Consider the following 26,066-nt stretch of genomic DNA (forward strand, 5'->3'; position numbering starts at 1 on the left):
GAGGGGCTTCGTTTTCGCGCAACAATGCGTACATTTGATCATTCAATATAAAAATGCCAAACAATGTGTACAATACAAGAATGGTTTGATTCAAAAGTCTGGGCCGACGGATTAGGCCTCAGTCTGGATCCCTCGGTTGACGTTGACGAGTTTTATAAACAATATCATGCCAGCCCCGAACGCTGGAAGGCTGTCTTCGCGTTTATGAAAAAAGATCTCTCATCGTTGGAGGTCGGCAAGTATCCCATCATTGAAGGCGAGCTTACCGCAATTGTTTCCGAATACAATACGAAGGAGCCCGAAGATGCCCGTTGGGAGGCACACCGCCGATTTATCGACTTGCAGTACCTGATTTCGGGTGAAGAGCAGATGGGTGTGATGCCGCTGGCCGATGCAAAAAATGCCGGTGCGTACAACGCTGAAAAAGACCTGATCTTTTACGGCGACAATGACGGGCCTTTGTACCGGGCCACTTCCGCGAATTATTTCCTGTTTTTCCCCGGCGATCTGCACCGCCCGGGTGTAAAGAGCGGAGAAGCTGCTCCGGTGAAAAAGCTGGTTCTTAAAATCGCCGTGGCCGAATAGTCCGCCCCGAAGCCGGGGGCAGAAGCTTTGCGGCTTGTGTCTCCGGTTTTGCTTATTTGCTAGCTGGGCTTTTCGCTGGCAATTGGCAGTTGCAGCCGGAAGACAGTACCCTTGTTTTGCTCGCTCTGAACGCGGATCTCTCCCTGCATGGCCTCGGTAAACTCCTTGCAGAAGGATAAGCCCAGCCCGGTACTTTTGCGTCCCTGTGCATCTTTGCCGGCTTGCTTTTGGTTGTTGTCGAACAGTTGTTGCACTTGCTGTTTGCTCATGCCCATGCCGGTATCGGCGATGGCAATTTCGGCCCGGCCGTCGTTGGCGGTGCAACTAATGGCAATGCGCCCTCCCGGTGGCGTAAATTTTATGGCGTTGTTCAGGATGTTTCGGTAAATCGTGTTCAGCATATTTTGGTCGGCCAACACCGAAACTTCATCCATCTGCGGATAGTCCAGAATCAACTTTTGTTCTTCGGCCAGCTGTTGGTATATTTCATGGTGCTGTTTCACCACTTCCTTCACCGATACGGGCTGGATGAACGGACGGATGTCTCCGGCCTGTGTTCGGGCCCAGTTTAGCAGGTTGGTGGTTAGGTCGAGCACCGATCCGGCCATCTTGCTGATCTCTTTCGATACGGACTTCAGTTCTTCGGTTTGGCCTTCTTCGGTCATAAAATCGATAATTTCGCTGAAGTTGAAGATGCTGATCAGGGGGCTTCTTAAGTCGTGCCCGATAATCCGGAAGATCCGGTTTTGTGTGTCCAGCGATTGTTGCAGGTTTTTATTTTGCGAGGCGATAATGTTGCGCTGGTTGGTAAGCCGTTTTTTCTGAATGGAGATCAGCTTGTTTTTTCGTCGGTTGACAAAGTAGATGTAGATGAATAGCAGTAAGATGCAGCTGATAAACAGCGACAGCAAAATCAGAAAACGGCTGTGGGCTTTTTGTTGAAGAATGATGTTTTCCTGTTGTGCATTTTCTTTCGAGAGCTTTTCAATCTCGTGGTTTTTTTTCTCGTTCTCGTATTTCTTTTCCAGCTCAATGATTTTGTTGGTCGTCTCGGTTTGGTAAAGACTGTCCTTGAGCTCGTAATACTTCGTCAAGTAGTCAATTTCCAGCTGCTGGTAGTCTGCCCGCCGGCTGCTTTTTGCCAGGTCGGCATACACCAGGTACAGGTTGTTGTAATTGTCCTGAATTGCTTTGATGTTGCCGGTGCTTTGGGCAGCCTCCAGTGCCCGCTGGTAGTAGTCGATGGACTGCTCGTAGTTGCCCCGTTCGTAATCGATGGCTCCCAAAACCCGCAGACAGCGCTCCAGTTGGGCTTTCTCGCCGCTGGCCTGGTAAAAAGTCATGGCCTGCTTTATGTTGCTGGTGGCTTTGGCATAATCCTGTTTGCGGTAGTTGATGCCGCCCATATTGTAAAGTACCAGCGCCTTTTGGCGGGTGTAGCTCGTGTTTTCCAGTTGTTGCGAGGCCTGACTATACAGCGTTTCTGCCTCATCGTATTTTTCGCGCATGGCGTAAACATTACCCTTGTTCAGCAAGGTTTGGTAACGATTATAGGCCGGTAGCTCGTCGAAGTAATTCGCGATGATTTGGTCGTAATACTGAAGTGCCAAGTCAAATTTCTGAAGTTTTTTGTAGATGATGGCCAGCTCGTTGGCTATCCGGAAGCGCAACAAGACCGGGTCGTCGTCCTGCACTAATTGCTGGGCTTTTAAAACATAGTCGCCGGCCTCGTCAAGTTTGTAAATTTGTACTTTATTGATGCCCAGCTGAAGGTAGGCTTTGGCCGTCATCAAGCGGTTGGCCGAGCGTTGAGCCTGCTCCAGTACCGTTGCGGCAAGCTGGTTGGCCGAGTCCTGCTGGTTGAGAAAACGACGGATGTTGCTTTCCTCCAGCTGAAGCTCCCAGCGTGCTTTCTGCTGCCCATTCTGCTGATAAAGTTGTACTTGCTCGCGGATGGTTGCCAGTGCACTGTCCGGGCTGTTCTCCGATTGCTCGCGGATATGCTCCAGCAACGATTCAATGGTCAGGCTGTCGCGGACGGAAGGTTCTGCCATGCTCGGGGCGCTTAGCAAGAGCAGGAGAGCGATAAGGGTGAGCCGAAATCGGCGGCCGGGATTAATATCGTTTCTATACATAAGGAAGTCAGGATGGCTGGGGATTGATTGAAAGCTGCCGGGATTTTTATCTGCGATTTCAAACCTCCCAATGAGATGAACACTGGCGTTAACAAGTGCTGGTTGGTGGTAGTTGTCTTTTAGTCAGCATCGCTGAAGTCGATCTTGGTATCTCGGGCATTAGCGGTTTCATTCTCTCCGGCAAGATCCTGCTGAATAAGGCATTTGATCGTTGTATACTGACTGGCAACAGCGCTGTCGATGGAGATCGTTCCCGAGATAACCGGCTCGTCGGGACCATTCACAATTTCAATTCGGGACGATAAACGAATGGTTACTGCCCAATAGTTGTGGCTGTCGTCTGTGACAGGAGCCTGGTCAATCCCGATAATTGTTTGCTTGCTGTCGGCCTGGAAAACAAAGCCCAGCTCGTAATGTCCCGATTCGTGTTGGCTTAGCCGGAGATAGGGGGTGTATTTTAGCATTTTCAATGATTTGTTTGGCCCTCTGCCGGGCAGAGGTCGTTAGTTTTGCCTAAAAATAATCAATGAAACTGAAAAATGATCCGATTCAGTTGATTTTTAGTCGAGAGTTATGAGACATTTCGTGTTTGTCCCAAAAAACGGTAATCCGCCACTTTTTTTACCACAGAGGACACAGAGGATTGCACAGCGTTCCATAAAGGGAGCTGGTTACTTGTTATTAGGCCTTGTTGGTTCTCCCTTTAGGGAGTCAGAGGGTAAAACAAGGACGGGCGATTTGTTGCTGGTTACTGGTTGCTGGTTGCTGGTTACTGGTTGCTGGTTGCTGGTTACTGGTTGCTGGTTCATCAGGCATTCAATCCTTCAATCCTTAAATTTGTCGATCACTCCAGTAATCTAAGCATCCGGTAGTCCGACTATCCAGCAATCCGAGTATCCGGTAATCCGTCAACTGCGCCTTCTTCCAATCGTCAATGGTAAATCGTTAAATTGTAAATTGTCCCTGGCGCTTTTCCCAAGATCGAAGGGGTGCGGGGCTGTTCTATCCCGGGGTGCCGCTTCTGGCCTACCAAAGGCAGGCTTCGTCGCTCTGCCCCGGGCTGAATTAACCTGGCCTTTCAGGCTGGTGCTCTCTTCAACTGGTTGCTGGTTGCTGGTTGCTTGTTACTAGTTACTGGTTACTGGTTACTGGTTCATCAGGCATTCATTCCTTCACTCCATCAATCCTTCAATTTGTCCTTCAATCCAAACATCCGACCATCCAGCAATCCGAGTATCTGGTAATCCGTCAACTGCGCCTTCTTCCAATCGTCAATGGTAAATCGTTAAATTGTAAATTGTCCCTGGCTGTTCCTCCATCAATCCATCAATCCGTCAGTCCTTCAATCCTTAAATTTGTCGATCACTCCAGTAATCTAAGCATCCGGTAGTCCGACTATCCAGCAATCCGAGTATCCGGTAATCCGTCAACTGTGCCTTCTTCCAATCGTCAATGGTAAATCGTTAAATAGTAAATTGTCCCTGGCAGTTCCTCCTTCAATCCTTCAATCCTTCAATCCGTCAATCCATCAATCCGGTCAATAGTATTTCCCTTCTTTTAAAGTCTCGTAGATGGTTGTGTTCATCAGTAAGAGCAGAAAAAAGTATCCAAAATCTTCCACCGGAATATGGAAGATGCGCAGGCCCAGGATGTGTTCCGGATGATACTCCACAACAGGCAGGCCGGTTAGAATGCCGTTAACGATCAGGAAGGGGAGCAGCCCGATTAAAAAGCAGAGGTAGAATTTGGTCAGATGGGCTTTAAAGCGGTTGCGGAAGATGGTGTAGCCCAGGTAAATTGCCAGAAACAGGAAGTTGAAGAAGGTATAGAGCTGTGCCCGGTGAAAGTAACTGATGGCTGCTGATCCGGCGATGATGAACAGGCTGAGAGCAAGCATCAAATTGGGCATTTCCAGGCGGGGCAGGTAAGCTTTCATCACCTCGTAAATAAATAAACTGGCATAGGGAATGCACAGGAAGAACAGCCATTCTTCGACGGGCAAGCCCAGATAGCCATAGCCGGTGACATAATCCGGGTTGAAGCTCCAGATTCCTGCATCGGTAAAATGAACGTCCCACATTAGAAAAACAGCGGCGCTAACCAATATGGCCGGAAACAGGTATTTCCAGTGGGTGTAAAAATGAACCTTTCGGTCGAAGCTTAGGGCCAGCGGAATGGCAATGGTTCCCAGTAAAAGGGCCGCATAAGTAAACTGTGCTGCTTGCATCTACAAAATATTAAAAGCATTTTTCAGATAGGCATTCGCCAAAAGGTACATCTTCCGGGGATTCGACAGCCGGTAGCGTTGCCGTAAAATGTCGGCAGGACGGGCCCGCTTGATCTTGCGGAACAGACGCAGGTAATAGATGTACGCCAGATATACCCCAAAGCGAACTTCCTTTTTGAGCGCCCGGATTCCCTGGTAGGCTGCTTTGAAATCGGCGTCAATCTCGGCTTCTATGCGTCTTTTACTGGCCAGGTCGAACCGGCGAAAATCGATGTCCTGAAAGTAGATTCGCCCTTTGTTTTCGAAATCATCCTGCGCATCACGCAGAAAGTTGACCTTCTGAAATGCAGCACCCAGCTTGCGGGCCGGCTCAACAAGCCCGGCATATTTTTCCGGCTCGTCGAAATAGAAAACACGCAGACACATCAGCCCCACGGCCTCAGCCGAGCCGTAAATGTAGCGTTCCAACAGCCGGGGATCGTACTCACTTTGGTAAAGATCCATCTCCATGCTGCTCAAAAAGGCTTCGATCAGATGGTGGTCGATGCTGTAGTGGCGCACGGCTTCCTGAAAGCTGTCGATAATGGGGTTGATGCTGAAACCCCGCTCGATGGCTTTCCAGCTCTCGGCCTTAAACTCGTTGAACAGCAGCCGTTGATCCTGCTCAAAGAAGGTGTCGACAATCTCGTCGGCATAGCGCACATAGCCATAGATGCTGTAGATGCCCGGGCGGTACCTGGCATTCAACATGCGCACCCCCAGCGAAAAGGAAGTGCTGTAGTTGCGGGTGGTGATCCGGCTGCAATCGAGGTTGTTTTTACGATAAAGTTCCATGATCATTTAAAATTCGTTCGGTTACAAGTCGCGATGAGATAACAGTCATGGGTAGCCCCGTTCCCGGAACGGTGGAAGCTCCCGCGTAGTAGAGGTTTGTCAGCTGCTCGTCCTTGTTTGAAGGACGGAAACCGCCAACCTGGTTCAGATCGTGAGCCAGCCCCAGGCCACTGCCCCGGTACAGGTTGAAAAGGCTTTCCCACTGTTGCGGATCGTACACCGTCCGGCTTTCGGTATGCGCTGCAAAGTCGAAGCCGGTGCGTTCGCTCAAATCCTGGACGATGGCATCGGCAATTGTTTCGGCATCGTCCCAGTTTGGCTTGAAACGCAAATCGGGCACCGGACAAAGGATGAAAACACTTTCCTTGCCCGGGGGCGCGTAGTCCGGATTGTGCATCGACTGAATGTTTACATAGTAATACGGCTTGTCGAGCTTGATGCTGTTTTTAAAAATCTTATGGGCGTATTCTTCGAAATTTCTCCGCAGAAAATAGTTGTGATGGTACATATTTTTCACCTTGGTGTTCAGTCCCAGGTAGATGGTTAGCGGCGCTAAAGTCCACTTTTGGGCATCCAGCTTTTGCGGACTGAACTTTTTACGGCCGAGCACTTGTCCGCGGAAGGCAGCTGCATCGGCGTTCACCACAAAAAGGTCAGCCTCCCAGCGCTTGCCGGTCGTGTCGATAAAAGCACTTAGCCGGTCGTTTCGCTCTTCAAAGCGGTTAATCTCCACGCCGAAATGCATCTGCACCCGGCGTTTTCCCAGCTCTGCAACCAGCCCTTCCACAATCTTGTACATCCCTCCTTTTACGTTGTGGTAGCCGTCGTGTACCAGCTCGGTGTAATTCAGCATGGCATAAACCGCCGGTGTGTCGAAAGGCGTGGATCCCAGGAAGAAACCAACCAGCGAAAAAATCACTTTCACTTCAAACGAATCGAAATTGCGCTCCATTTCTTTCCACATCGAATAGAACATCTTGGGAGCGTGTTTCAGCGGAACCCGGGTTAGTTGCAACAGGTAGCCAAGCAGGCTGTCGAAGTTCTGCTTGATGACAATGTGCTCGGTGTCGTGAAAAATTTCACCGGCAGCTTTCAGAAATCGGCGCAGCTTTTCCTCCAGGCCAACTTCCAGCTCTTTAAATTCTTCGGCCAGCTTTTTTAGATCTTTATAAATCAAATAGGAACGTTGGTCCCCCTCGAAATGAACCGCATACAGCGGATCCAACTCAACAAATTCAAAGGGCATCGGAATCCCGCAGTAGTCGGCCAGCTCCTTAAATTCGTAGCTCATGCTGAAAAAGGTTGGGGCCATATCGAATTTAAATCCGTCCTTCTCCAATAGGTTTAACCGACCTCCCGGACGATGATATTTCTCTACCATCTCCACTGCGTAGCCTTTGCTGCTTAGTCTGAGGGCTGTCGACAATCCGGCTAGTCCGGTTCCGATGATTAGTGCTTTTTGAGTCATGTTGTTTAGGAAAAATGTTTATTCATTAAACAAATAAGCGGTGAAAAGTTTTTATATTGAGTGATATTTTTTTGGGATAGCCTTGTTTATTAATTTATTGAACGCGAAGCTATGAAGAAAGTTGCTGTGATCGGAGCCGGTGTTGGCGGCCTGGCGGTTGCCATTCGTTTGGCGCGGATGGGCTATGCTGTCAGCGTGTACGAGCAGGCAAGTCATGCCGGTGGTAAGTTGAATGAATCGCGAATGGGAGCTTATCGTTTCGACCGGGGGCCCTCGCTGTTTACCATGCCCGAGTTGCTGGATGAGCTACTCGATCCGGAGCTGCGTATTGCGTATCGGAAGCTCGAGCTGGTGACCCGCTACTTTTACGAAGATGGAACACGGTTGAATGCTTATGCCGATCAGCAACGATTTGCCCGTGAGCTAAAGGCTAAGCTGGGCGTGCCGGTACAGGCTGTAACCCGTTATTTGCAAAAAGCGGCACAGCTCTACCGGATCACTGCGCCAATATTCATTTTTAACAGTTTGCACCGCTTGTCGGGGCTGCTGTCGTGGAGCAATTTGCGCCGGGCGATGCAGCTTCCGCAGATACAGGCTTTCACGACCCTGCATCGAAAAAACCAGGCGGCATTCAACGATCCGCGGCTGGTGCAGCTGTTCGATCGCTTTGCAACCTATAACGGCTCCAACCCGTACCAGGCGCCGGCAACGCTGCAAGTTATTGCCCATCTGGAGCATAATCAGGGCGCTTATTTCCCCGATCGGGGGATGTATGCCATTGCAGAGGCCTTGCAGCAGCAGGCTGAAAAGCTGGGGGTGAAGTTTCATTTTAACACGCCGGTTCAACGGGTGGCGCCGGGCGATCGCGCAACTAAAATCGTACAGGTCGGAGGGCAGCAGATCGCTTATGATTTGGTGGTTAGCGATGTGGATGTGCGGTATTTCTACGATTCGCTGTTGCAGGATGGTGCCCATCGCAAGCCTCGGCGCAAGGAAGAGCCTTCGAGCTCGGCACTGATCTTTTATTGGGGCATGGACGGGGTGTATGATCAGCTTGATCTGCATAATTTGTTTTTCAGTGCTGATTATGAGGCTGAGTTCGACTGTTTGTTTCGCCAAAAGACCATCAGCAACGATCCCACGGTTTATGTGTATGTGAGCAACAAGATGACAGGCAGCGATGCTCCGCCGGGAGCCGAGAACTGGTTTGTGATGGTGAATGCTCCCGTTGATGAGGGGCAGGACTGGGAGCGGCTGAAGCTGCAAACCCGGGCCCGTATTGTTGAAAAGCTGGAGCGCATGCTGAATTGTGAAATCGAATCCCGCATCGTTTGCGAAGAATTGCTCGACCCGCAAGGAATCGAACAGCTAAGCTCTTCGGTTGGAGGAGCTATTTACGGCACGAGCTCCAACAGTCTTTGGTCGGCTTTTCGGAGGCATCCCAACCACCGGAAAACGATGCCGGGCCTCTACTTTGTGGGGGGAAGTGTACATCCCGGAGGAGGTATTCCGCTGTGTTTGTCATCGGCCAAAATTGTTGCCGACTGGATCGGAGAAAAGGAGGAAGGCCATGATTAAAGCAAGCAAGCTGCTGTGGCCGGTGCGCATCGGCCTGGCGATCCTCTATCTGGTGGGTATTGTTGGTTTTAGCTTTCCCCAAACCGAAGGACTATTTAAACAGCTCAGTGCCTGGAATCTCTTCCTGTCCTTTGGGGTACTGGTGCTTTTCCATCAGCCGCGCAATGCCCGGGTGTATGGCTGCCTCTTGCTTGTTGCAGTTGCTGCTTTTGTTGCCGAGCTGATCGGTACTCAAACCGGCTACCTGTTTGGTTCGTATACCTACGGCCCGGTGTTGGGACTGAAGCTCTGGCAAACGCCGCTGTTGATTGGTGTCAATTGGCTGGTACTCTGTTATGGCATTTATGTGGCGCTTTCGGCTTTCAACTTAAAATGGTGGATGTCCGTAATTGGCGGATTGCTGATGGTGGCCTTCGACCTGTTGATGGAACCCGTGGCTGTTCGGCTGGATATGTGGACCTGGGAAAACGGACAAATACCCCTGCGAAATTATATCGACTGGTTTTGGCTGTCCGTTTTGTTTTTATCCGCCATGAAATTTGCCCGCTTAAACATTCGTAATCCGTTGGCTGTTTGGATTGTTGTTTGGCAACTGATCTTTTTTGCCGGTTTGAATATTAGCTTAAATCTACTTTGATGGGAGTTCTCGTTGCGCTGTTAATCATGTTTTGCTGGCTGGGGCATCTGCTGTATTGTTTGCTGTGGGCTCCGCTCGAGCTTTCGTCTGTCGCTACTTACTTGCATCTGGCTCTGCAAACTTACCTGTACACTGGTTTATTCATTACCGGTCACGATGCCATGCATGGACTGGTGAGCCCCAACCGAACTGTGAACATGGCTTTTGGCTGGGCGGCATCGCTCTTTTTTGCCGGCTTGTCGTACCGGAAGCTGAGCAGCAATCACTACCGGCATCATCTGTTTCCGGCTACCGAAAAAGATCCGGATTATTATGTCCATTCGCAAAATGTATGGCTGTGGTGGCTGGTCTTTTTGAAACGCTATGCTACAATCTGGCAATTCCTGTTTATGGCCGTTGTATTCAATTTGCTGAAGATTTGGGTTGAAGTACCTCGACTGCTGATCTTTTGGATCGTTCCGGCTGTGCTGGCCAGTTTTCAGTTGTTCTTTGTGGGTACCTATCTGCCACATCGCAAGCCGCACAGCGACGATATGATGCCACATCGGGCACGTAGTCAGCAGGGACCGCATTGGTGGGCCATGCTCAGCTGTTATTTCTTTGGCTACCATTGGGAGCATCACGAGCTTCCCCGAATTCCATGGTGGCAGCTTTATCGGACAAAAGCGGAACGAGCCCACCGAAAGGAGGAGCTATGAGCAGACCGTTGTTTCTACTCGGCTGGTTGCTCCTGCTGGTTGCGGCGTCGGGCTGGGCGCAGGTGACGGCCGACTCTATTCGCTGTCGGTTGTACCACAGTTATGTGAACGACCGGATGGAACAATGGCCTGCCCTGATCCGAACGATGAAAAGCAGGCCCGATACGAGTGCTTCCTGGCAGCAAGAGATTGCTCTGGCACGCTACGGACTTGCCGGCTATTATGTGGGTAACAACCGGGCGGCCGATGCGGAGCTGGAAATCACTAAGGCGCTGGCAGAGCTGGAGTTGGCTCAAACGATCTACCCGAATGAGGCGGGCTTTTGGGGGCTTGAGGCTGGCTTCCGGGCACTGCAAATTCGTATGTTCCCGATGAAAACCCCTTTTTTCTATGCCGCGCACCAGGCAGCGATGAATAAGGCGCAGGAACGGGAAGCCGACGACCCGTTCTTTCGGTTCGAGCAGGGGATGATGCTACTGCACAAGCCACGACTGCTGGGGGGCGACAAGCGAAAAGCCCTTGAGTTGTTCGAGCAGAGCCGGGCTATGCTTAAGGCTCAGCCATTCAGCACTTGCTGCTGGTTTGGTTTGATGGTTGACCTGTTCCGTCTGAAAGCTTACGACCGGCTGAACGATGAGGAAGCTTACCAGGCACTCTACGATGCGATTACCCGCGAGCATGGTTCGCTGACCTGGCTGCCACGCTTTTTGAAGATGTAGTGATTGAGACGTGAGTCGTGAGTCTTGAGTCGTGAGTCTTGAGTCTTGAGTAGTGAGACGTGAGTCTTGAGTATTGAGGCGTGAGATGTGAGTTGTCATTTTGTTGTCAGTTGTTGTCAATCATTGTCATTTGTTGTCAGTCCAGTAATCCGAACATTCAGAAATCCGGGAGTCCGGTAATCAGTCGCAGTGATCAGTTATGAGTCGTGAGACGAGAGTTGTCATTCATTGTCATTTGGTTATTAGTCCTTGTTGGTTCTCCCTTTAGGGAGTCAGAGGGTAAAACAAGGACGGGCGATTTGTTACTGGTTACTGGTTGCTGGTCCATCAGGCATTCCATCCATCAATCCGTCAATCCTTCAATTTGTTGATCACTCCAGTAATCTAAGCATCCGGTAGTCCGACTATCCACCAATCCGAGTATCTGGTAATCCGTCAACTGCGATTTCTTCCAATCGTCAATGGTAAATCGTTAAATTGTAAATTATCACTGGCTGTGACTTCTTCAATCCTTCAGTCCTTCAATCCTTCAGTCGGTCCATCAATCCGAAAATCCGAGCATCTAATAACCCAATAATCCACAGATCCCCGCACGTCGTTAATTGGCCAACAGCAGCGAGGATCGCGTCCGCTCCGGATGGTGTTCCACGGTCTGCCGGACAAGCTGCCGGAGGATAGTGAAGGTTTCATCGGGGTAGTTGATGTGCAAGGGCTTGTTGCTTCGCAGCCATTGATCGATCATGTCGGCTGCGTGGTGCCAGTCGCTCAGCACGCGGATGCCCATGCTGCGGAGAAATTCGGCGTTGCAAGCCTGCTCATATTGGTTTTTCATCGGAATCACACAAAGCTTTTTGCCCATATAGATGGCTTCGGCCGGTGTTTCGAAGCCCGCCGTGCAGAGGATGCCGGTGCAGTTCACAAACGAGTTGGTGAAGGCTTCCAGCGATACAGGGCGAAACCAGATCGATCCCTGGCGGTAATCCTCGCGGCAGTGTTTCGAGAATACCTGCCAGTTATACTGCGGAAACAGGCGAAGGATATGGGCTATTTCCGCATTGCTGTAGGCTGGCAGGTATACCGTATAATGCCCGAGCTGGCGTGGTTTGGCCTGGCGAATCGATGAACGGATCACGGGGGCGAAGTTTTGCGCATCCAGTGGTTTAAAGTGAAAGCCGTAACGGATGGTAGCAGGTGCATAGTGTTTCAGAATGAAGCGTCCAATCCGGTCAGCTTGCGGTGGCGCAGGGGCGTGTGGGTGAAGCACTGCGTTTTGGTGGCTCAGCCCGATGCAGGCCTTGCCGCGCAGTTTGCAGGCCCAGGCCGATACCGGCTCAAAATCGCTGATCACCAGATCGTAGTTGTCAACCGGCAGGCTGAGGATATCGCGCAGCAAACGGAAGGGGCGCGATTGGCGGATGGTCTGCCCGATGCTCACGCCTCCGTGTTTGCCAAAGATGAAGCTTAGTCCGTAGCGTTTGTACTTCACCCGAAAAGGAAGGGCAAGGTCGCCCTGGGTGCCGCTGACCAGCAGGTCGGTTTGCCCCAGCTTGTTGAGCAAGGGGATGATCTCGGTAGCGCGTGCCAGATGTCCGTTTCCGGTGCCCTGGATGGCATATAAAATTTTGATTTGTTGGTGGTTCATACACGTTGTGTTTTAAGGTTTACAGACAGTTTGCCAGAGCCAGCTCCCGGATCAGCGATTGATAGAGTTGTTTGTTGTCGGGCATCTCCGGGTCATCCGGGGCATTTTCCTCCTCCGGATCTTCAAAATAGCAAAGCTCCCATTTGCCCTCGTTGTACTCTGCCGCCGTGAAATGCTCCACCCAGTCGCCGCAGTTGATATAGCGAATGGTCTTCCCCGGCATCATCACCCGCTTGTCCTTCGGAAGGTGGGTGTGCCCGCAAATTACCGTATCGTAATTGTTCAGCGCGGCAGTGCTCGCTATGGCCTTTTCGAAAGCTGTCGGTTGGTTGCTCTTGTCTTTCTTTTTCATGCGCTTGTAGAGGATGACCTCCCTCAGTCCGAAGGAACGAAGCAGCAGATTGATGCCGTTGTTCAGCACCGTCAGCAGTCCGTAGGCCGCGGCTCCGATTTTGGCCAGCCACTTGGCTTTGTGAATGATATGATCGTACAGGTCGCCATGGAAGATCCAGGTTTTCCGGCCATCCAACTCTAAAATAAGTTGGTTCACAATCTTCAGCTTGCCAATCTCGGTTTGGTTGAAACGGCGTAAAAATTCATCGTGGTTGCCGGTGATGTAGAAGATCTGCACCCCCTTTTCCATCATCTTGATGAGTTGCCGGACGACTTTCAGCTGTGGCTTGGGGAAGTAGTTGCGGCTAAAGCGCCACGAGTCGATAATGTCGCCGTTGAGCACCAGTATCTGTGGGTGGATCGATTTTAGATAGTGCAAAATCTTTTTGGCCTTGCAGGCACGCGTGGCCAGGTGGAGATCGGATAAAACGGCGATCTCAATTTTTCTGGATTTCATCATCCGCTAACATTTTATACGGCTAAAATCGGCTTTCACAATTACGCATCGATTAAAGGATGGTCAATTGCCCGTGAATTTGTTTTGTTGAAAATTAAGAACTTATGAAGCGTGTTGTTCGGTTGCTTGCGCAGGCCCAGATTGGCGGATTGGCGGATTGGCGGATTGACGGATTGAATGTCTGATGAACCAGTAACCAGTAACCAGTAACCAGCAACAAATCGCCCGTCCGTGTTTTACCCTCTGACTCCCTAAAGGGAGAACCAACAAGGACTGACAACCAATGACAACTCAAGACTCACGACTCACGACTGACGACTGAATCTCCCTTCTCGGCACCAAAAACAAGTCCCGGAATAAAGTTCTGACAGCAAGTAGGGCTGAAAACTCATTGGAAAGCCCTATTTTGGGGCAAATAAACCAGATTGAAAAGTTTATGACGAAATTGTTGGGTTTTGTAGTGCTGTTGTTTAGTTTGATGGCCTGTGGTAAAAGTCCGCTGCCGAAAGTGGAAATTGAAAGCTCGATGGGAAATATTATCGTAGAGCTGGACACTGTTCATGCTCCGGTAACGGCCGGCAACTTTTTAAAACTGGTCGATCAGGCTGTTTATCTGAATGCCCGGTTCTACCGGGTGGTACGTCCCGATAACCAGCCGCAGAGTCCGGTGAAAATTGAAGTGGTGCAGGGTGGCTTGCAGGACGATGTGCAGATTGCCCGCTATCCCGCCATTCAGCACGAGACAACCGCCCAAACGGGAATTAAGCATCGCGATGGGGTGATCTCGATGGCCCGCAATGAGCCGGGGACAGCATCAACCGAATTTTTTATTTGCCTGGGTGATCAGCCTGAATTGGATTTTGGCGGAAAACGAAACCCCGACGGCCAGGGCTTTGCTGCTTTTGGTAAGGTGCTGGAAGGAATGGATGTGTTGCGTCAGATTCAGCTGCTGGAGGACGATGAACAGTATCTGAACGAGCCGGTGGTTATCTATAATCTGAGACGCATTCGTTAGTCTGCGTGCTTGCCTCCAGGTTGTCGACGGGCGGAAATATTCGCTGTAAACAATAAATTGGACTTTGCTGCGTATTTAGCTCATAGCAGTTGGTGTCGGGTTGAAGGCCTTGATTCCGTTTGGTGGCTGTCAGTCGCTCAATTAACAGTTCGGTGGATTTCCGGATGCTCCCTGCTCAAACAATCGGAAGCTTTGCCGGATGTGTAGTTGCTCCCGGGCGAAACTGCTGAAAATTGAACAAATTCGACCTATGATAAAAAGAATACTATTGCGAAAATCCCTGATCTGTTTGGGGCTGCCAGTCCTGTTCTTGGTTTATCCGTGCCGAGGCAGTGTGCCCACAGTAAATAAGGGGCCTGAGCAATCTGCCCTGTCCGTTTCGGCACCAGCAGCGAAAGCTCATCGACAACGCTATAATATGTGGAATGGTTATGCCGGAGCGCTTTATCTGTCGGGTGGCTTTTCCAAAGAGTTTAAATACGAGAGTGTGGTAGGCGGAAAGATGGTGCTCGATTACCTGCTGACCGAAAAGGTATCGGTGGGAGCCCAAGCCTCTCTCTATCGGCAGAGTAAGGCCGACGGACAAGCTAAAACGCCGTATCTGGGGGCACGCTTAAGTTATCATTTTACCGAAGCCGGCTGGCGACCGCGACAGAATCATTGGAATATTTATGCCGGTGTGAGTGCCGAGATTGAAATGGGTGGCGGCAGTAAGGACTGGCACGAGAAAAGCTTGGTTGGTGATTTGCACCTGGGCCTCCGCTATCGCGTTGGCCAGCGCTGGTTTATCTGGGCTGAGGCCGCAATAAACAATGTTACCGGAGGGCTTACGTTTGCACTTTGATCCGACTCGCCGGCAGAATAAAACAGACCGGGTGAATTCGGTTCACCCGGCCAGTTGTTTATAGTCAGATGACTAAATCAGTTTTTTGACCACGGCCAAAGCAGTTTCGTAGTCTGGCTCGTCGGTTACTTCGGGACAGATTTCAACATACTGAATAGTACCTTGCTGATCGATGATGATTGTACCGCGGGTCAGTAAGCGTAGTTCCTTGATTAAGAATCCGTATTTTAAGCCAAAGTCAACATCTTTGTGGTCCGAGAGGGTGATTACCTTGTCCAGGCCTTCGGCGGCACAAAAGCGGCTTTGCGCGAAGGGTAAGTCACATGAGATGGACAAAACCACAGCGCCATCCAGTTTGTCGGCTTCGGCATTGAAACGCTTGTTTTGTAATTGACAAACACCCGTGTCGATGGATGGATAGAGCGCCAGAATACGAACTTTTCCATCGTAATCGCTCAGTTGAACAGGGCTTAAATCAGCACCCAGCACCGTGAAATCAGGGGCTTTTTGCCCAACTTGAACCGGCTCGCCCAATAAAGTTAACGGACCTCCTTTAAATGTAATTTTTCCAGTTGTTTCTTTCATTGTAGTTTTTTTTATCAAATTATACAGACCATCGGCCTGTCGGTTAATATGCATTTTGTCGGTCGCGCAGCCTTCCCAGGCTGCCTCTTTAGACCAGTCTGACAATAAAACAATGCTGTGCCCCGCTTGTTTGCCGGCATCACGATTTTAACGATTTTTTTTTGAACACAGAAATGCAGGGAGGAGTGGTGAGTGGTGAGTGGTGAGTGATCAGTGTTCAGTCGTGAGTGATGAGTCTTGAGTCTTGAGTAGTGAGTCGTGAGACGTGAGTTGTCATTTTGTTGTCAGTCGTTGTCAATCATTGTCATTTGTTGTCAGTCCTTCAATCTGTCTATCCAGCAATCTGAAAATCCGGCAGTCTGTCTACTGTGACTGTGACCGCGATTTCTTCCAATCGTCAATGGTAAATCGTTAAATTGTAAATTATCACTGGCTGTGACTTCTTCAATCCTTCAGTCCATCACATTATTTACCACAGAGTTCCGCAGAGCGTTTCTATTGGTTATTCGATATTGAACATTGGCTATTGAAAATTCAAAGTCAGTCGTAACAACGATTCAACAAGTCGGGGAGTTCATCAGGCCGGAAATCTAACAATCCGAGAGTCCAGTGGTCAGTCGTGAGTCTTGAGTCGTGAGTATTGAGGCGTGAGATGTGAGTTGTCATTTTGTTGTCAGTCGTTGTCAATCATTGTCATTTGTTGTCAGTCCTTCAATCTGTCTATCCAGCAATCTGAAAATCCGGCAGTCTGTCTACTGTGACTGTGACCGCGCCTTCTTCCAATCGTCAATGGTAAATTGTCAAATTGTAAGTTATCACTGACGGTGACTTCTTCCAATCGTCAATCATAGCGTGCCAATCGTTCATTTTTTTAACAATTCTTAAGGCTTGCTAACTGCCTTATTTGACGTGTGGTATTATGTTTTTCATCATATTGCAATTATCAAATGTTGAAAAGTAGTTATCAGAAAGGGGTTACTATTTATCAAATTTAGTGATTAAGGATTGGAAGAGAGAAGATCAGTTCCCTGTTTTATACCCTGTTTCTAAAAAAAAACGGAGGCTGACACCCTGGCACGGGCCGGAAAGAGCTTTGCTCTTTTCGGCCTGATGCGCTCCGAAACCAGACTGTTTTGTGTATAAAAAAGACGACGAATATATGAAAAATTGCGATTGCCGTATTGTTGAATCTGTTCATGCCCCGACGTTCCTGCCCGGTCTGTTGCCTGAGAATACTGTTTGTTGGAAGTTTTGTGCCAAACAAGCTTTTCGTTTCGCCCGTTAGCCCTGATTTTTAACTCATCCCCAAAAGCAGCCTGTGCCGGCAGCTGAAGGTAATCCTTCTGTGCCTGAGAATGGTGTTATGACAAAGAGTAGAAATACATACCGCAAGCCTGAGCTCTTCGGAAAAGCGATGAAGATCGTTTTTCTGGCGGGGATTTTTTGCCTGATGTCAATGCTGGCGGGTAATTCCGTCTTGGCTGCCGGGATGGCGCTGCCCGCCAATATCGAGGCGGTTGCCAGTCAGGATTGGAGCGATGCCACTAGCTGGAGTCCGCAGGGGGTGCCGACTTTGGATGACGATGTGATCATTCGAGCCGGACAAACGATCACCATCCGAGGAACGGCCAACTGTCGCAGCCTGACTGTTGAGGTCGGTGCCAGCCTCATCCTGGAGCCGACAGCCAGCCTGACCATTGCCGGCAACCTGACGGTCAATGGTACCTGGTCCGATCAGGGAATAACCCGCCTGACCGGTGCCGGAAGTTCCGTTGGGGGAGCATCATCCCTGCTATTTAATCATTTGCAGATCGATGTCGCAGGTGGAATCACGTCGGTGGTTACGTTGAATGCTGCGGTTAGCGCCAACAGCTTGAGCATACAGTCGGGACTCTTGGAGCTGAAGGCCGATCTGGTGGTGACCGGAAGCTACAGTCAAACGGCCAATGTCAGCGGATTGCTTCTGCACGACAATTCACTGACGCTTCCGGTAAGTGGTAGTGCGCTCACCGTCGATCTTTACGACTCGAATAGCGCCCAGTCGACCATGGCTTTTTCGGAGATCCAACAGGAATCGGGCAGTGGCTCCATTCGCCTGGCAATGCATGAACAACAGCATCCGAACGACGATAATACCACCAATTATATGAACCGCTACTGGGAGATCAGTACCGAAGGGCTAACGCGCTATGATCTTATTGCGATGTATCCCCAAACGGTGTTCGTGCCCGATCTTGCTGTTCGCAGCAACCTGGTGCCCGCCCATTGGGATGGAGCCAGATGGACGCCCCTGACCGCTTCTGTAGGTGTCGGGCGATCGAGCTTGTTGCTGGATAATGTAAGCTATTCTGACCTATCGCTGGCAGCCATTGCCGATATTCGGCCAACTGCCACGATATCGGGCGATGATACGATATGTAAAGGATCGACCGGGAATCTGTCTGTCGCACTGACAGGAACCGGACCTTGGAATCTCGTGTACTCAAACGGGACAGAGGAACGCCATGTTGATGGGATTGCTGCTTCACCTTATAATTTTACGGACAATCCTGCGGTTACGACCACCTACACCTTGGTTTCGGTAACGGATGCTTCCGGAGTAACGGTCAACTTGGCGGATAGCCATCAGTTAACCGTTGAAGAGTTGCAGTTGATTTTACCTGCTGACGAGCCCGTCGTATGTAGTGGTGAACCATTTCGTCTGGAACCTGCATTTACTGCTGAAGACGTTTCATTTAGCTGGTCCCGATCAGAAGTTGCCGGAATTTCCAATGTGGCTTCTTCCGGCAGTGGGTCGGCAATAATAGAGCAGCTAACCAATACTGGTTCGAATCCGGTTACCGTTGTTTACAGTCTGGTTGTGTCGACAGCTTCCGGTTGTAGCGAAACCTTCACTTACCCTGTCGTTGTCAACCCGTCGATCGATTTTAGTTTTACCGTGCGCAATCAAGCCGGTGCAGACACGCTCCGCTATTGCGAATTCGACGATGTCTATGTAACGGTTGACCAGCCGGAGGCCTGGAGATATGAACTGGAATATCGGGATGGAACTTATGATGCAACAGGCCCGGAAATTTATCAGGATACACCCGGAAATTTCCGCGTGCAGATGATTGCCGGTGTGCAAACCTTGCGATTAACGGCCTATTCAACTGATGGAAGTTGTAGTTTGAGTGAAGATATTCCGATTAAAGTGTTTGGCAATCCGGTTATCGGAATTTCCTTAAACTGTACCGAACGTTCCTTAAAAATGCGGGGTACTTTGGATGGTGATCTCAACAATCCGTTGAATTTCACCGGTGAAGATGTTGGGTATATTGAATATTCTTACGATAATGGTGCGAGCTGGACAACGGTGGATGAAGCCGGCCCCGGTTTGCCTTTCGGTCCGGTTACGGTATACGCCCGAAATAGTGCCTCCCCCGGTTGCTACACGTTGATTACCGCCGATATGGGACTGGGCTTTGTGAACTCGGCCGATGTGGAGATTTGTCAGGGGCAGCCTCACTTACCATTTAGCGCAGAGGCCACCTGTTTCGACTGGTTGGATGAACCTCACGTGAAAGACCTAGCCCCGCAAGAAGATCAAATCTATGTGGTTACGAAAAAAGACATCACCTATGAGGCGGATGTTGAGGTGGCTTATGCGGTGACCGATATTTTTATCGTCGACGAAGACGATCCGGTTTTGGCATTTAACGATAACAACAGTAGTAAAAGTAAATTCAGCTATTCAATATACGAGTACCCTTTCGATCCGGCCAAACCGGCTCAGGGCTTTGTGCGGTTTATCGATGTTGGCGAAGCGAAATCCACGGCAGTTATCGTTCTGGATCCCGATAAATATTACCAGATGGTGGTAAACGATTATGATATTACCTCCGACAATACGGTCAATTTTCAGTTTAATAAGAGCAATAAGGCCAAGTTCATCAATGCCATCAATAATGATGTTAGCTGGTATGATGAAGATATGAATTTTATTACCACTGGAAGTGAGTTCGATCCGGTCGAAGAAGGCATTATTCCAGATGTCACAACTCCCGGCGAGTGGATCTTTTATGTAGGCTGTGCCAATACCGAGTCCTGTATGCAGGAGGTGCGGTACGTTATTAATCCCTATCCGGTAACATCAACCGCTGGCGATCTGGTTTATTGTTCGTCGGAACAGACCGATATTCGCTTAAGTAGCGTGGATGCGCTGCATGAAGAGCCGATCGATCCCAATAAGGTCAATTATAGCTGGACTGCTGTTATTCGCGACAGCAATCCGGATGTTCAGATTAGCCGGACGAGCTGTGAGGGTTCTTGCGGATCGGTCATTCGCGAAACGGTACAAAATACCGGTACTACAACCGGCTATATCGATTTTACGGTTAGCCCGTCTTCGGGCAGCTGTGTGGGCGAGCCACTTCACTTTACGGTGGTCGTGGAGCCCATGCCGCAATTTACAATCGTTGATAACAACGGTTTGCTTTGTCCCGATAACGCGCAGATGTTGCTGGTGATCGATCCGGATAATTCATCGGCAATCAGTGGACTTTCTTTTGAATGGTCGCGCGATAATCTGGATTACATCCCCGGCAATGTGGCAGCAACAGGAACCGGCGATGCCACAGGCTTTGATATTAGCGGACAGCTCGTGAGCCTGATCCCTAACTCGGTACAGAAAACGGCGTTCACCGTGAATGCTTTGGTGAACGACCATCTGTGTGCAACAGAGCTGGCCACAGTGCAGCTTGGCGACACCGTAGCTCCTGATTTTGACTGCCCTAAAAATCTGGAACTGAAGTGCTACGAAGAAATCCCGGAGCCCTCGCCCGAGGCGCTGGGGGCAACCGACAACTGTACCGCCCCGGAGGAGATCAACATTCAGATTAACGACCAGCTTATTGGCGCATCAGTCTGCGATGACTATATCCTGCGCACTTATCGCGCTACCGACTTTGCCGGTAATTATACCGAATGCCAACAGAAAATTACAGTAGATGATAACACCGCTCCGGTTTTGCAGCCCGTTCCCATTCATACTTATTGTGTGGATCGGCTCAAAGACTTCTTCGTGTCGGGTGGAGAGCTTGTCTTTGCCTACTCTGATTATTACCGATTTCAGGCAGGGAGCACGGATCTTGATCTGAACCCAACGGCTTATTTCTCCGATAATTGTACGTCGGCGGACGATCTGGCTCTTCACTGGACGATTGTCGATGATCATGGCGATCCGATCAAGGACGCGGACGGAAATCTTCTGGACGATGAAACTGGTCAGCCAAGTGAATTGAGCGCTGATATCCTTTTTGTGAACGAAGGGCAGCAAAACAGATATTTCACCATTCGTTACTGGCTCGAGGATTCGTGTGGTAATATGTCCGAGGTCAGGGATGGAGTGATCGAAATTGTAGCTCGTCCGGAGATAGAACTGCGGTATTAGGATTTGAATCGAAAATTAGAAGAAAGAAAATAAAGTTTAACCGAATTTCTAACAAAAAATGATTATGAAAAAGCAACTTTTAACCCTCGGTCTTTTCCTGCTGGCAGCAGTTGCAGGAATAAACGAATCAAATGCCCAGAAAGCAGTAACCTGGTCGAAACCAACGAAATTGGACTGTACGACTGATGAGTTGCATCCGGTGGCCGGTAAGGAGTACACCTACGAAGCGGAAGCAAATGACCCGACTGGTGATGGTAAGTGGCGTTTTTGGGCCACAAAAGATCCCAATTTCATCGATAACGGCCAGTTTAACGTTGATAAAGCCCTTGAGGAGGGTGCGGATGGCTTGCTTAAAGCTTCTGATGACTACAACGTCGAAATCGATCCTGATGATGTTAACGTGAATACCGACGGGACAGTCCAAATTTCCTGGACTTCCGGTTTATTAAACTCGATCATCAATACCGACGACAGTTTGTATGTGGTGGCTTACTACGAGAATGCTGCAGGTTGCACCGACCAGGCGAATGTGTGGCTGATCGATCCGAAAAACTACTTTACGGTCGATATTATTGCGATGGATCCGGCAAAACCAGCTGATTCCCAAGATGATTACGGCGTTACGCCAACGACTTGTGTGGATTACATTGAATCGATGAAAATGCGAAGTGGCAAGCTGGTTTACGACTATGGCGATAACTACCTTTATTTCGAGTTTATCGCGGCCAATTTTACCGATTACTGGATTCCTGAGTTTCGTTTAGATGGATTGAACGCTGTTCAGGGTGTTGAGTACGAATATACTTACGCGCTGCCGGGGAGCTGGAATGCTACAACAGTATGGTCGCCATTGGTTTCCGGAACCACTCATATTGAGCCCGACGGTACGTATACCGATGCCGGTGTTTCGGTGTTTGTTCGTGTGAAAGTGGATCACAACACCTATGAAACCCTGAACGCTCAAACCCTGACCATGTACCTGGATGGTAAATTGGCGGATGGTATGTATGATACAGTCAATGAGACCTGTACCGATCCAAAGGCTGCTGATGAAGGCGACTCGGCTTCAACAACCATTACACCACGACCGGAAAATACAGATACCGCTATGCCGGATCCACATTTCATCCTAAAAACTTCGGTCAACAACTAGTTTGGCTTCCTGCTTTTTTCATAATCAAATACCCTCGTCAAGCCCTCTTCCGAAGCAACGGGAGAGGGTAGGCCGAGGCCTTTGATGGGAGAATGACAGACTGGAGCTGATCAGACAAGGGCTCACCGGAGGTTGTTGAGTTGGAGGATTATTGAGCTGTGTACACGCAACGCACGATTCGAACCCTTCCCTGCGTCCTCCCAACGCTGGTTTTAACTGCCAGTTAATTGGAATAGAACAAAATTGATTCATGAACCGACTTGGATACCATATAAGCAGATGGATACTGGTAATGCTACCGGTATTGCTGGCTACGGCTTCAGCCATGGCCCAGCTTACGGTGTATTCAGGTCAGTCAACAACGTTGCAGATCGAGCCAAAGCCCGGCGAAACTTATGCGTGGGAGTTGTATGCCGATTCAACAGTCGATTTCGCCGTCGACCAGGGGCAGGTGACTGCCGATATGGCTGAATTTGTCAATGGGATAAATACAGGATCACGGGTTGAGGTGATATGGCATCAGCCGGGAACCTATTATTTCAAGCTTACCCGCTGGAATGCTTCGCAGTGCACCAATAATATGCAGGCCGGAATAATTCAAATTCTGGAACCCAAAGACGAGCTGATACCGCCTGAGGCGGTGCCCGACAGCTATACGGTCGATTGTGATCCGCTGTTCGATAATGTGACCGAGAACGACCACTGGGATTGGGAGAACTTTCCGATTCGGGTCGACATTGTGGAGGAGCCGACCCTGGGAGTGCTGCATCTGGAAGACGACCAGGGATCTATCCGCTATCTAGCCGACCTGGATGTGTTTGGTACCGACTCGTTCATTTACCGGCTGTGCCTCGATGTGGACCAAGGGCTCTGCGATACCGCTGTGGTGCGCATTACCATTCCCGAGGGGCTCGACTGCGAGCCGGCCAATTCCGATACCAGCTGCCACTTTTTTATTCCCGAAGGCTTTTCGCCGAACGGCGATGGGGTGCACGACTATTTTGTAATCGACTGTATTGAGCAGTATCCGCAGGCGAAACTGATGATCTTCGACCAGCAGGGTTACCTGTTGTACAAGAAGGAAAACTACGGGAATACAACTGTTTGGGGGTATCAGAAAGCCGATTTGTGGTGGGGCGGGCAAACCAGCAGGCATCATCATAATAGCGACGGTATGGTAATCCCGGGCGTGTACCTCTATTTGCTGGATAAAGGAAACGGCGATTTGAAGCGGGGCTTCGTCATGGTGGCCTATGGAAATACAAAATCAGGCAATTAGGAAATGAGAAAGGAAATGCGGGCTTATGGATTGAAAAGGGTCTTCTTACAAAGAATGATTCCGGTCGTGCTGTGCATGTGTGGCGTCTCGTCCGTTTTTGCACAGATCGACCGCGATCGCTCGCATAAAATCTATACCGACCCGGTATTTACCCAGTACATGAACGGCATGCAGACCATCAATCCGGCCTATGCCGGGATGTGGGAAAAAGTGGGGGTGCAGGTGTTCACCCGCCGTTACTTTATGGGCCAGGAAGGAGCTCCCCTGATGACAGCTGCCAGCTGGTACAAACCGGTGAAAAACGATAATAATGGCATCGGCCTCAATATCAATAACGAGCATATCGGCTACGAAAATAAACTGACCATTGCAGCTGACTATTCCTACCAGGTTCGCCTCGACTGGAAAACCGACCTGCGTCTGGGCCTCAAGGTGGGCATTATCAACTACGACAACCTGCTAACCCGCTACGACCTGGATTGGGGGACCGATGAACCCGACCAGGCTTTTGCAACCGATGTTCACCAGCATCTGATGTTGAAATGGGGCGTTGGCGCCCTGGTTTATACCCGTGAATACTACATTGGTTTGTCCATCCCGCAGATCATCTCCAACAAGTTTCGGTCCGATATCGCCAACTTCTCCTCGCTGGCCGATGTTCGCTACTGCTACCTGCTGGGAGGCTACTTCTTTGGTCGTCAGCGCCAAATTCGTTTTAAACCAACCCTGCTCGTGAAAGGTGCTGTCGGTGAACCCATCGTTGCCGACCTGGCAGCGAACTGGCTGTTCTGGGACCAGTTTTGGGTGGGAGCGATGTACCGAACTAACAATACCGCTGCTTTGCTCACCCAGTTTGTGATGATGAAAAATATCCGCTTTGGTTATGCCATGGAGTTTCCCTTTGGCCGCGAAATCTTTAAATACCAACTGCAAACCCACGAAATCCGCGTTGTTTACGAGTTCGACTTCTACCGAAGACCCTATACCCGGAAGCAGTATTTTTAGTTCAAAAATCCAAATACCAAAATCCAAATACCAAAGTCCAAGTTCCAAAGAGTTTAACCGCGGAGAAGACGCAGAGAAATACCCCGGCGGGGTGAAATGTGAGTCGCGAGACGTGAGTATTGAGTCGTGAGTCGTGAGTCGTGAGACAAGATAGCCAGGAGCACAGCAAGGAGGCTAGCAGCCTGAAAGGCTGAGCATCCGTCATCTCTGCGGAACTCAGCGTCTCCTTTGCGTTCTTCGCGGTTAAAATACGAAAACGCGGAGGACGCGGAGAAGACGCAGAGAAATACCCCGGCGGGGTGAAGTGTGAGGCTTGAGGCTTGAGGCTTGAGGCTTGAAGCTTGAATTGTTAGTCCTTGTTGGTTCTCCCTTTAGGGAGTCAGCGGGTAAAACAAGGACGGGCGATTTGTTGCTGGTTGCTGGTTACTGGTTGCTGGTTGCTGGTTGCTGGTTGCTGGTTGCTGGTTGCTGGTTGCTGGTTGCTGGTTACTGGTTGCTTGTTTCTGGTCCGTCAATCCATCAATCCTTCAGTCTAGCCATCCAGTCTCAGTGATCAGTCTTGAGTCGTGAGTCTTGAGACGTGAGATGTGAGTTGTCATTTTGTTGTCAGTCGTTGTCAATCATTGTCATTTGTTGTCAGTCCTTCAATCTGTCTATCCAGCAATCTGAAAATCCGGCAGTCTGTCTACTGTGACTGTGACCGCGATTTCTTCCAATCGTCAATGGTAAATCGTTATATTGTAAATTATCCCTGGCTGCGACTTCTTCAATCCTTCAGTCCACCACATTATTTACCACAGAGGACACTGAGGACCGCACAGAGTTCCGCAGAGCGTTTCTATTGGTTATTCGATATTGAACATTGGCTATTGAAAATTCAAAGTCAGTCGTAACAACGATTCAACAAGTCGGGGAGTTCATCAGGCCGGAAATCTAACAATCCGAGAGTTCAGTGGTCAGTCGTGAGTATTGAGTCGTGAGACGTGAGTATTGAGTATTGAGTATTGAGACAAGATAGCCAGGAGCTCAGCTAGGGGTTAGCAGCCTGAAAGGCTGAGCATCCGTCATCTCTGCGGAACTCAGCGTCTTCTTTGCGCCCTCCGAAGCAAGTTCGGGACACGTTTTGCGGTTAAAGGGTTGCTGGCTATTAGTCCTTGTTGGTTCTCCCTTTAGGGACTCAGCGGGTAAAACAAGGACGGGCGATTTGTTGCTGGTTACTGGTTACTGGTTGCTGGTTGCTGGTTGCTGGTTGCTGGTTGCTTGTTACTGGTTACTGGTTACTGGTTACTGGTCCATCAATCCTTCAATCCTTCAATCCATCCAGTAGTCTGCGACTGTGACTTCTTTAATCGTCAATGGTAAATCGTTAAATAGTAAATTG

General features: G+C 49.7%; 19 protein-coding genes. 11 read left to right on the forward strand and 8 right to left on the reverse strand.

Annotated elements, in window-relative coordinates; all coding sequences use genetic code 11:
• Positions 1–63 precede the first annotated feature (63 nt).
• A complete protein-coding gene (locus C8N47_RS14725; protein WP_107823333.1) occupies positions 64–585 on the forward strand; it encodes a NanQ anomerase/TabA/YiaL family protein in 522 nt (173 codons plus the stop codon).
• Between the two features lie 59 nt (positions 586–644).
• Here C8N47_RS14725 and C8N47_RS14730 read toward each other — a convergent pair whose 3' ends face one another.
• The 5 genes from C8N47_RS14730 to C8N47_RS14750 all read right to left on the reverse strand — a co-directional run bounded on the left by C8N47_RS14730 (position 645) and on the right by C8N47_RS14750 (position 7,249).
• Complete coding sequence (locus tag C8N47_RS14730; RefSeq protein ID WP_170111411.1) at positions 645–2,639, reverse strand: tetratricopeptide repeat-containing sensor histidine kinase; 1,995 nt, start codon at positions 2,637–2,639, stop codon at positions 645–647.
• A 200-nt stretch (positions 2,640–2,839) separates the two neighbouring features.
• Positions 2,840–3,184, reverse strand: coding sequence for a hypothetical protein (locus C8N47_RS14735; RefSeq protein WP_107823335.1), 345 nt, complete (start codon positions 3,182–3,184; stop codon positions 2,840–2,842).
• A gap of 1,073 nt (positions 3,185–4,257) precedes the next feature.
• Positions 4,258–4,947 (reverse strand): lycopene cyclase domain-containing protein, encoded by a 690-nt coding sequence (locus C8N47_RS14740; protein ID WP_107823336.1) that lies wholly within the window; start codon positions 4,945–4,947, stop codon positions 4,258–4,260.
• A complete protein-coding gene (locus tag C8N47_RS14745) occupies positions 4,948–5,787 on the reverse strand; it encodes a phytoene/squalene synthase family protein (RefSeq protein WP_211316159.1) in 840 nt (279 codons plus the stop codon). It abuts the gene before it with no gap.
• The gene (locus C8N47_RS14750) at positions 5,765–7,249 is read right to left on the reverse strand and encodes a phytoene desaturase family protein (RefSeq protein WP_107823337.1); all 1,485 of its coding nucleotides are present in this window, start codon (positions 7,247–7,249) and stop codon (positions 5,765–5,767) included. The genes C8N47_RS14745 and C8N47_RS14750 overlap by 23 nt, the downstream gene beginning before the upstream one ends.
• Positions 7,250–7,360: 111 nt before the next feature.
• Between C8N47_RS14750 and crtD the strand changes: the two genes are divergently transcribed.
• From crtD to C8N47_RS14770, 4 genes are read left to right on the forward strand one after another with little or no spacing between them, the layout of a single operon-like run.
• On the forward strand, positions 7,361–8,827 hold the full coding sequence (gene crtD, locus C8N47_RS14755) for a 1-hydroxycarotenoid 3,4-desaturase CrtD (RefSeq protein WP_107823338.1): 1,467 nt from the start codon (positions 7,361–7,363) through the stop codon (positions 8,825–8,827).
• Positions 8,820–9,464, forward strand: a complete 645-nt coding sequence (locus C8N47_RS14760; RefSeq protein ID WP_107823339.1) for a carotenoid biosynthesis protein — start codon at positions 8,820–8,822, stop codon at positions 9,462–9,464. The genes crtD and C8N47_RS14760 overlap by 8 nt, the downstream gene beginning before the upstream one ends.
• Complete coding sequence (locus tag C8N47_RS14765; protein WP_107823340.1) at positions 9,464–10,162, forward strand: fatty acid desaturase; 699 nt, start codon at positions 9,464–9,466, stop codon at positions 10,160–10,162. The genes C8N47_RS14760 and C8N47_RS14765 overlap by 1 nt, the downstream gene beginning before the upstream one ends.
• Positions 10,159–10,881: a hypothetical protein gene (locus tag C8N47_RS14770; RefSeq protein WP_146161539.1), complete on the forward strand. Its 723-nt coding sequence runs from the start codon at positions 10,159–10,161 to the stop codon at positions 10,879–10,881. The genes C8N47_RS14765 and C8N47_RS14770 overlap by 4 nt, the downstream gene beginning before the upstream one ends.
• Positions 10,882–11,479: 598 nt before the next feature.
• Here the strand turns inward: C8N47_RS14770 and C8N47_RS14775 are convergent.
• Both C8N47_RS14775 and C8N47_RS14780 read right to left on the reverse strand, forming a co-directional pair.
• Positions 11,480–12,523 (reverse strand): glycosyltransferase family protein, encoded by a 1,044-nt coding sequence (locus C8N47_RS14775; protein ID WP_211316160.1) that lies wholly within the window; start codon positions 12,521–12,523, stop codon positions 11,480–11,482.
• 19 nt (positions 12,524–12,542) lie between these two features.
• Positions 12,543–13,376, reverse strand: coding sequence for a UDP-2,3-diacylglucosamine diphosphatase (locus C8N47_RS14780; RefSeq protein ID WP_107823342.1), 834 nt, complete (start codon positions 13,374–13,376; stop codon positions 12,543–12,545).
• Between the two features lie 433 nt (positions 13,377–13,809).
• Here C8N47_RS14780 and C8N47_RS14785 point away from each other — a divergent pair, with 433 nt between their 5' ends.
• A complete protein-coding gene (locus tag C8N47_RS14785) occupies positions 13,810–14,388 on the forward strand; it encodes a peptidylprolyl isomerase (protein WP_107823343.1) in 579 nt (192 codons plus the stop codon).
• Between the two features lie 418 nt (positions 14,389–14,806).
• Entirely contained in the window at positions 14,807–15,232 is a 426-nt protein-coding gene (locus C8N47_RS14790) for a hypothetical protein (RefSeq protein WP_107823344.1), read from the forward strand.
• A gap of 72 nt (positions 15,233–15,304) precedes the next feature.
• Here C8N47_RS14790 and tpx read toward each other — a convergent pair whose 3' ends face one another.
• Positions 15,305–15,817, reverse strand: a complete 513-nt coding sequence (gene tpx / locus C8N47_RS14795; RefSeq protein ID WP_107823355.1) for a thiol peroxidase — start codon at positions 15,815–15,817, stop codon at positions 15,305–15,307.
• Between the two features lie 1,363 nt (positions 15,818–17,180).
• Here tpx and C8N47_RS14800 point away from each other — a divergent pair.
• The 4 genes from C8N47_RS14800 to C8N47_RS14815 all read left to right on the forward strand — a co-directional run bounded on the left by C8N47_RS14800 (position 17,181) and on the right by C8N47_RS14815 (position 24,685).
• Positions 17,181–21,248, forward strand: a complete 4,068-nt coding sequence (locus C8N47_RS14800) for a PKD-like domain-containing protein (protein ID WP_146161540.1) — start codon at positions 17,181–17,183, stop codon at positions 21,246–21,248.
• 64 nt (positions 21,249–21,312) lie between these two features.
• Positions 21,313–22,401 carry a hypothetical protein gene (locus C8N47_RS14805; protein ID WP_146161541.1) on the forward strand — a complete coding sequence of 363 codons (1,089 nt, stop codon included), beginning with the start codon at positions 21,313–21,315 and terminating at the stop codon, positions 22,399–22,401.
• Positions 22,402–22,651: 250 nt separating this feature from the next.
• Entirely contained in the window at positions 22,652–23,680 is a 1,029-nt protein-coding gene (locus tag C8N47_RS14810) for a T9SS type B sorting domain-containing protein (protein WP_107823347.1), read from the forward strand.
• Between the two features lie 3 nt (positions 23,681–23,683).
• The gene (locus C8N47_RS14815) at positions 23,684–24,685 is read left to right on the forward strand and encodes a PorP/SprF family type IX secretion system membrane protein (RefSeq protein WP_107823348.1); all 1,002 of its coding nucleotides are present in this window, start codon (positions 23,684–23,686) and stop codon (positions 24,683–24,685) included.
• Positions 24,686–26,066 lie beyond the last annotated feature (1,381 nt).

Source organism: Mangrovibacterium marinum (genome assembly GCF_003046625.1).
GTDB lineage: Bacteria > Bacteroidota > Bacteroidia > Bacteroidales > Prolixibacteraceae > Mangrovibacterium > Mangrovibacterium marinum.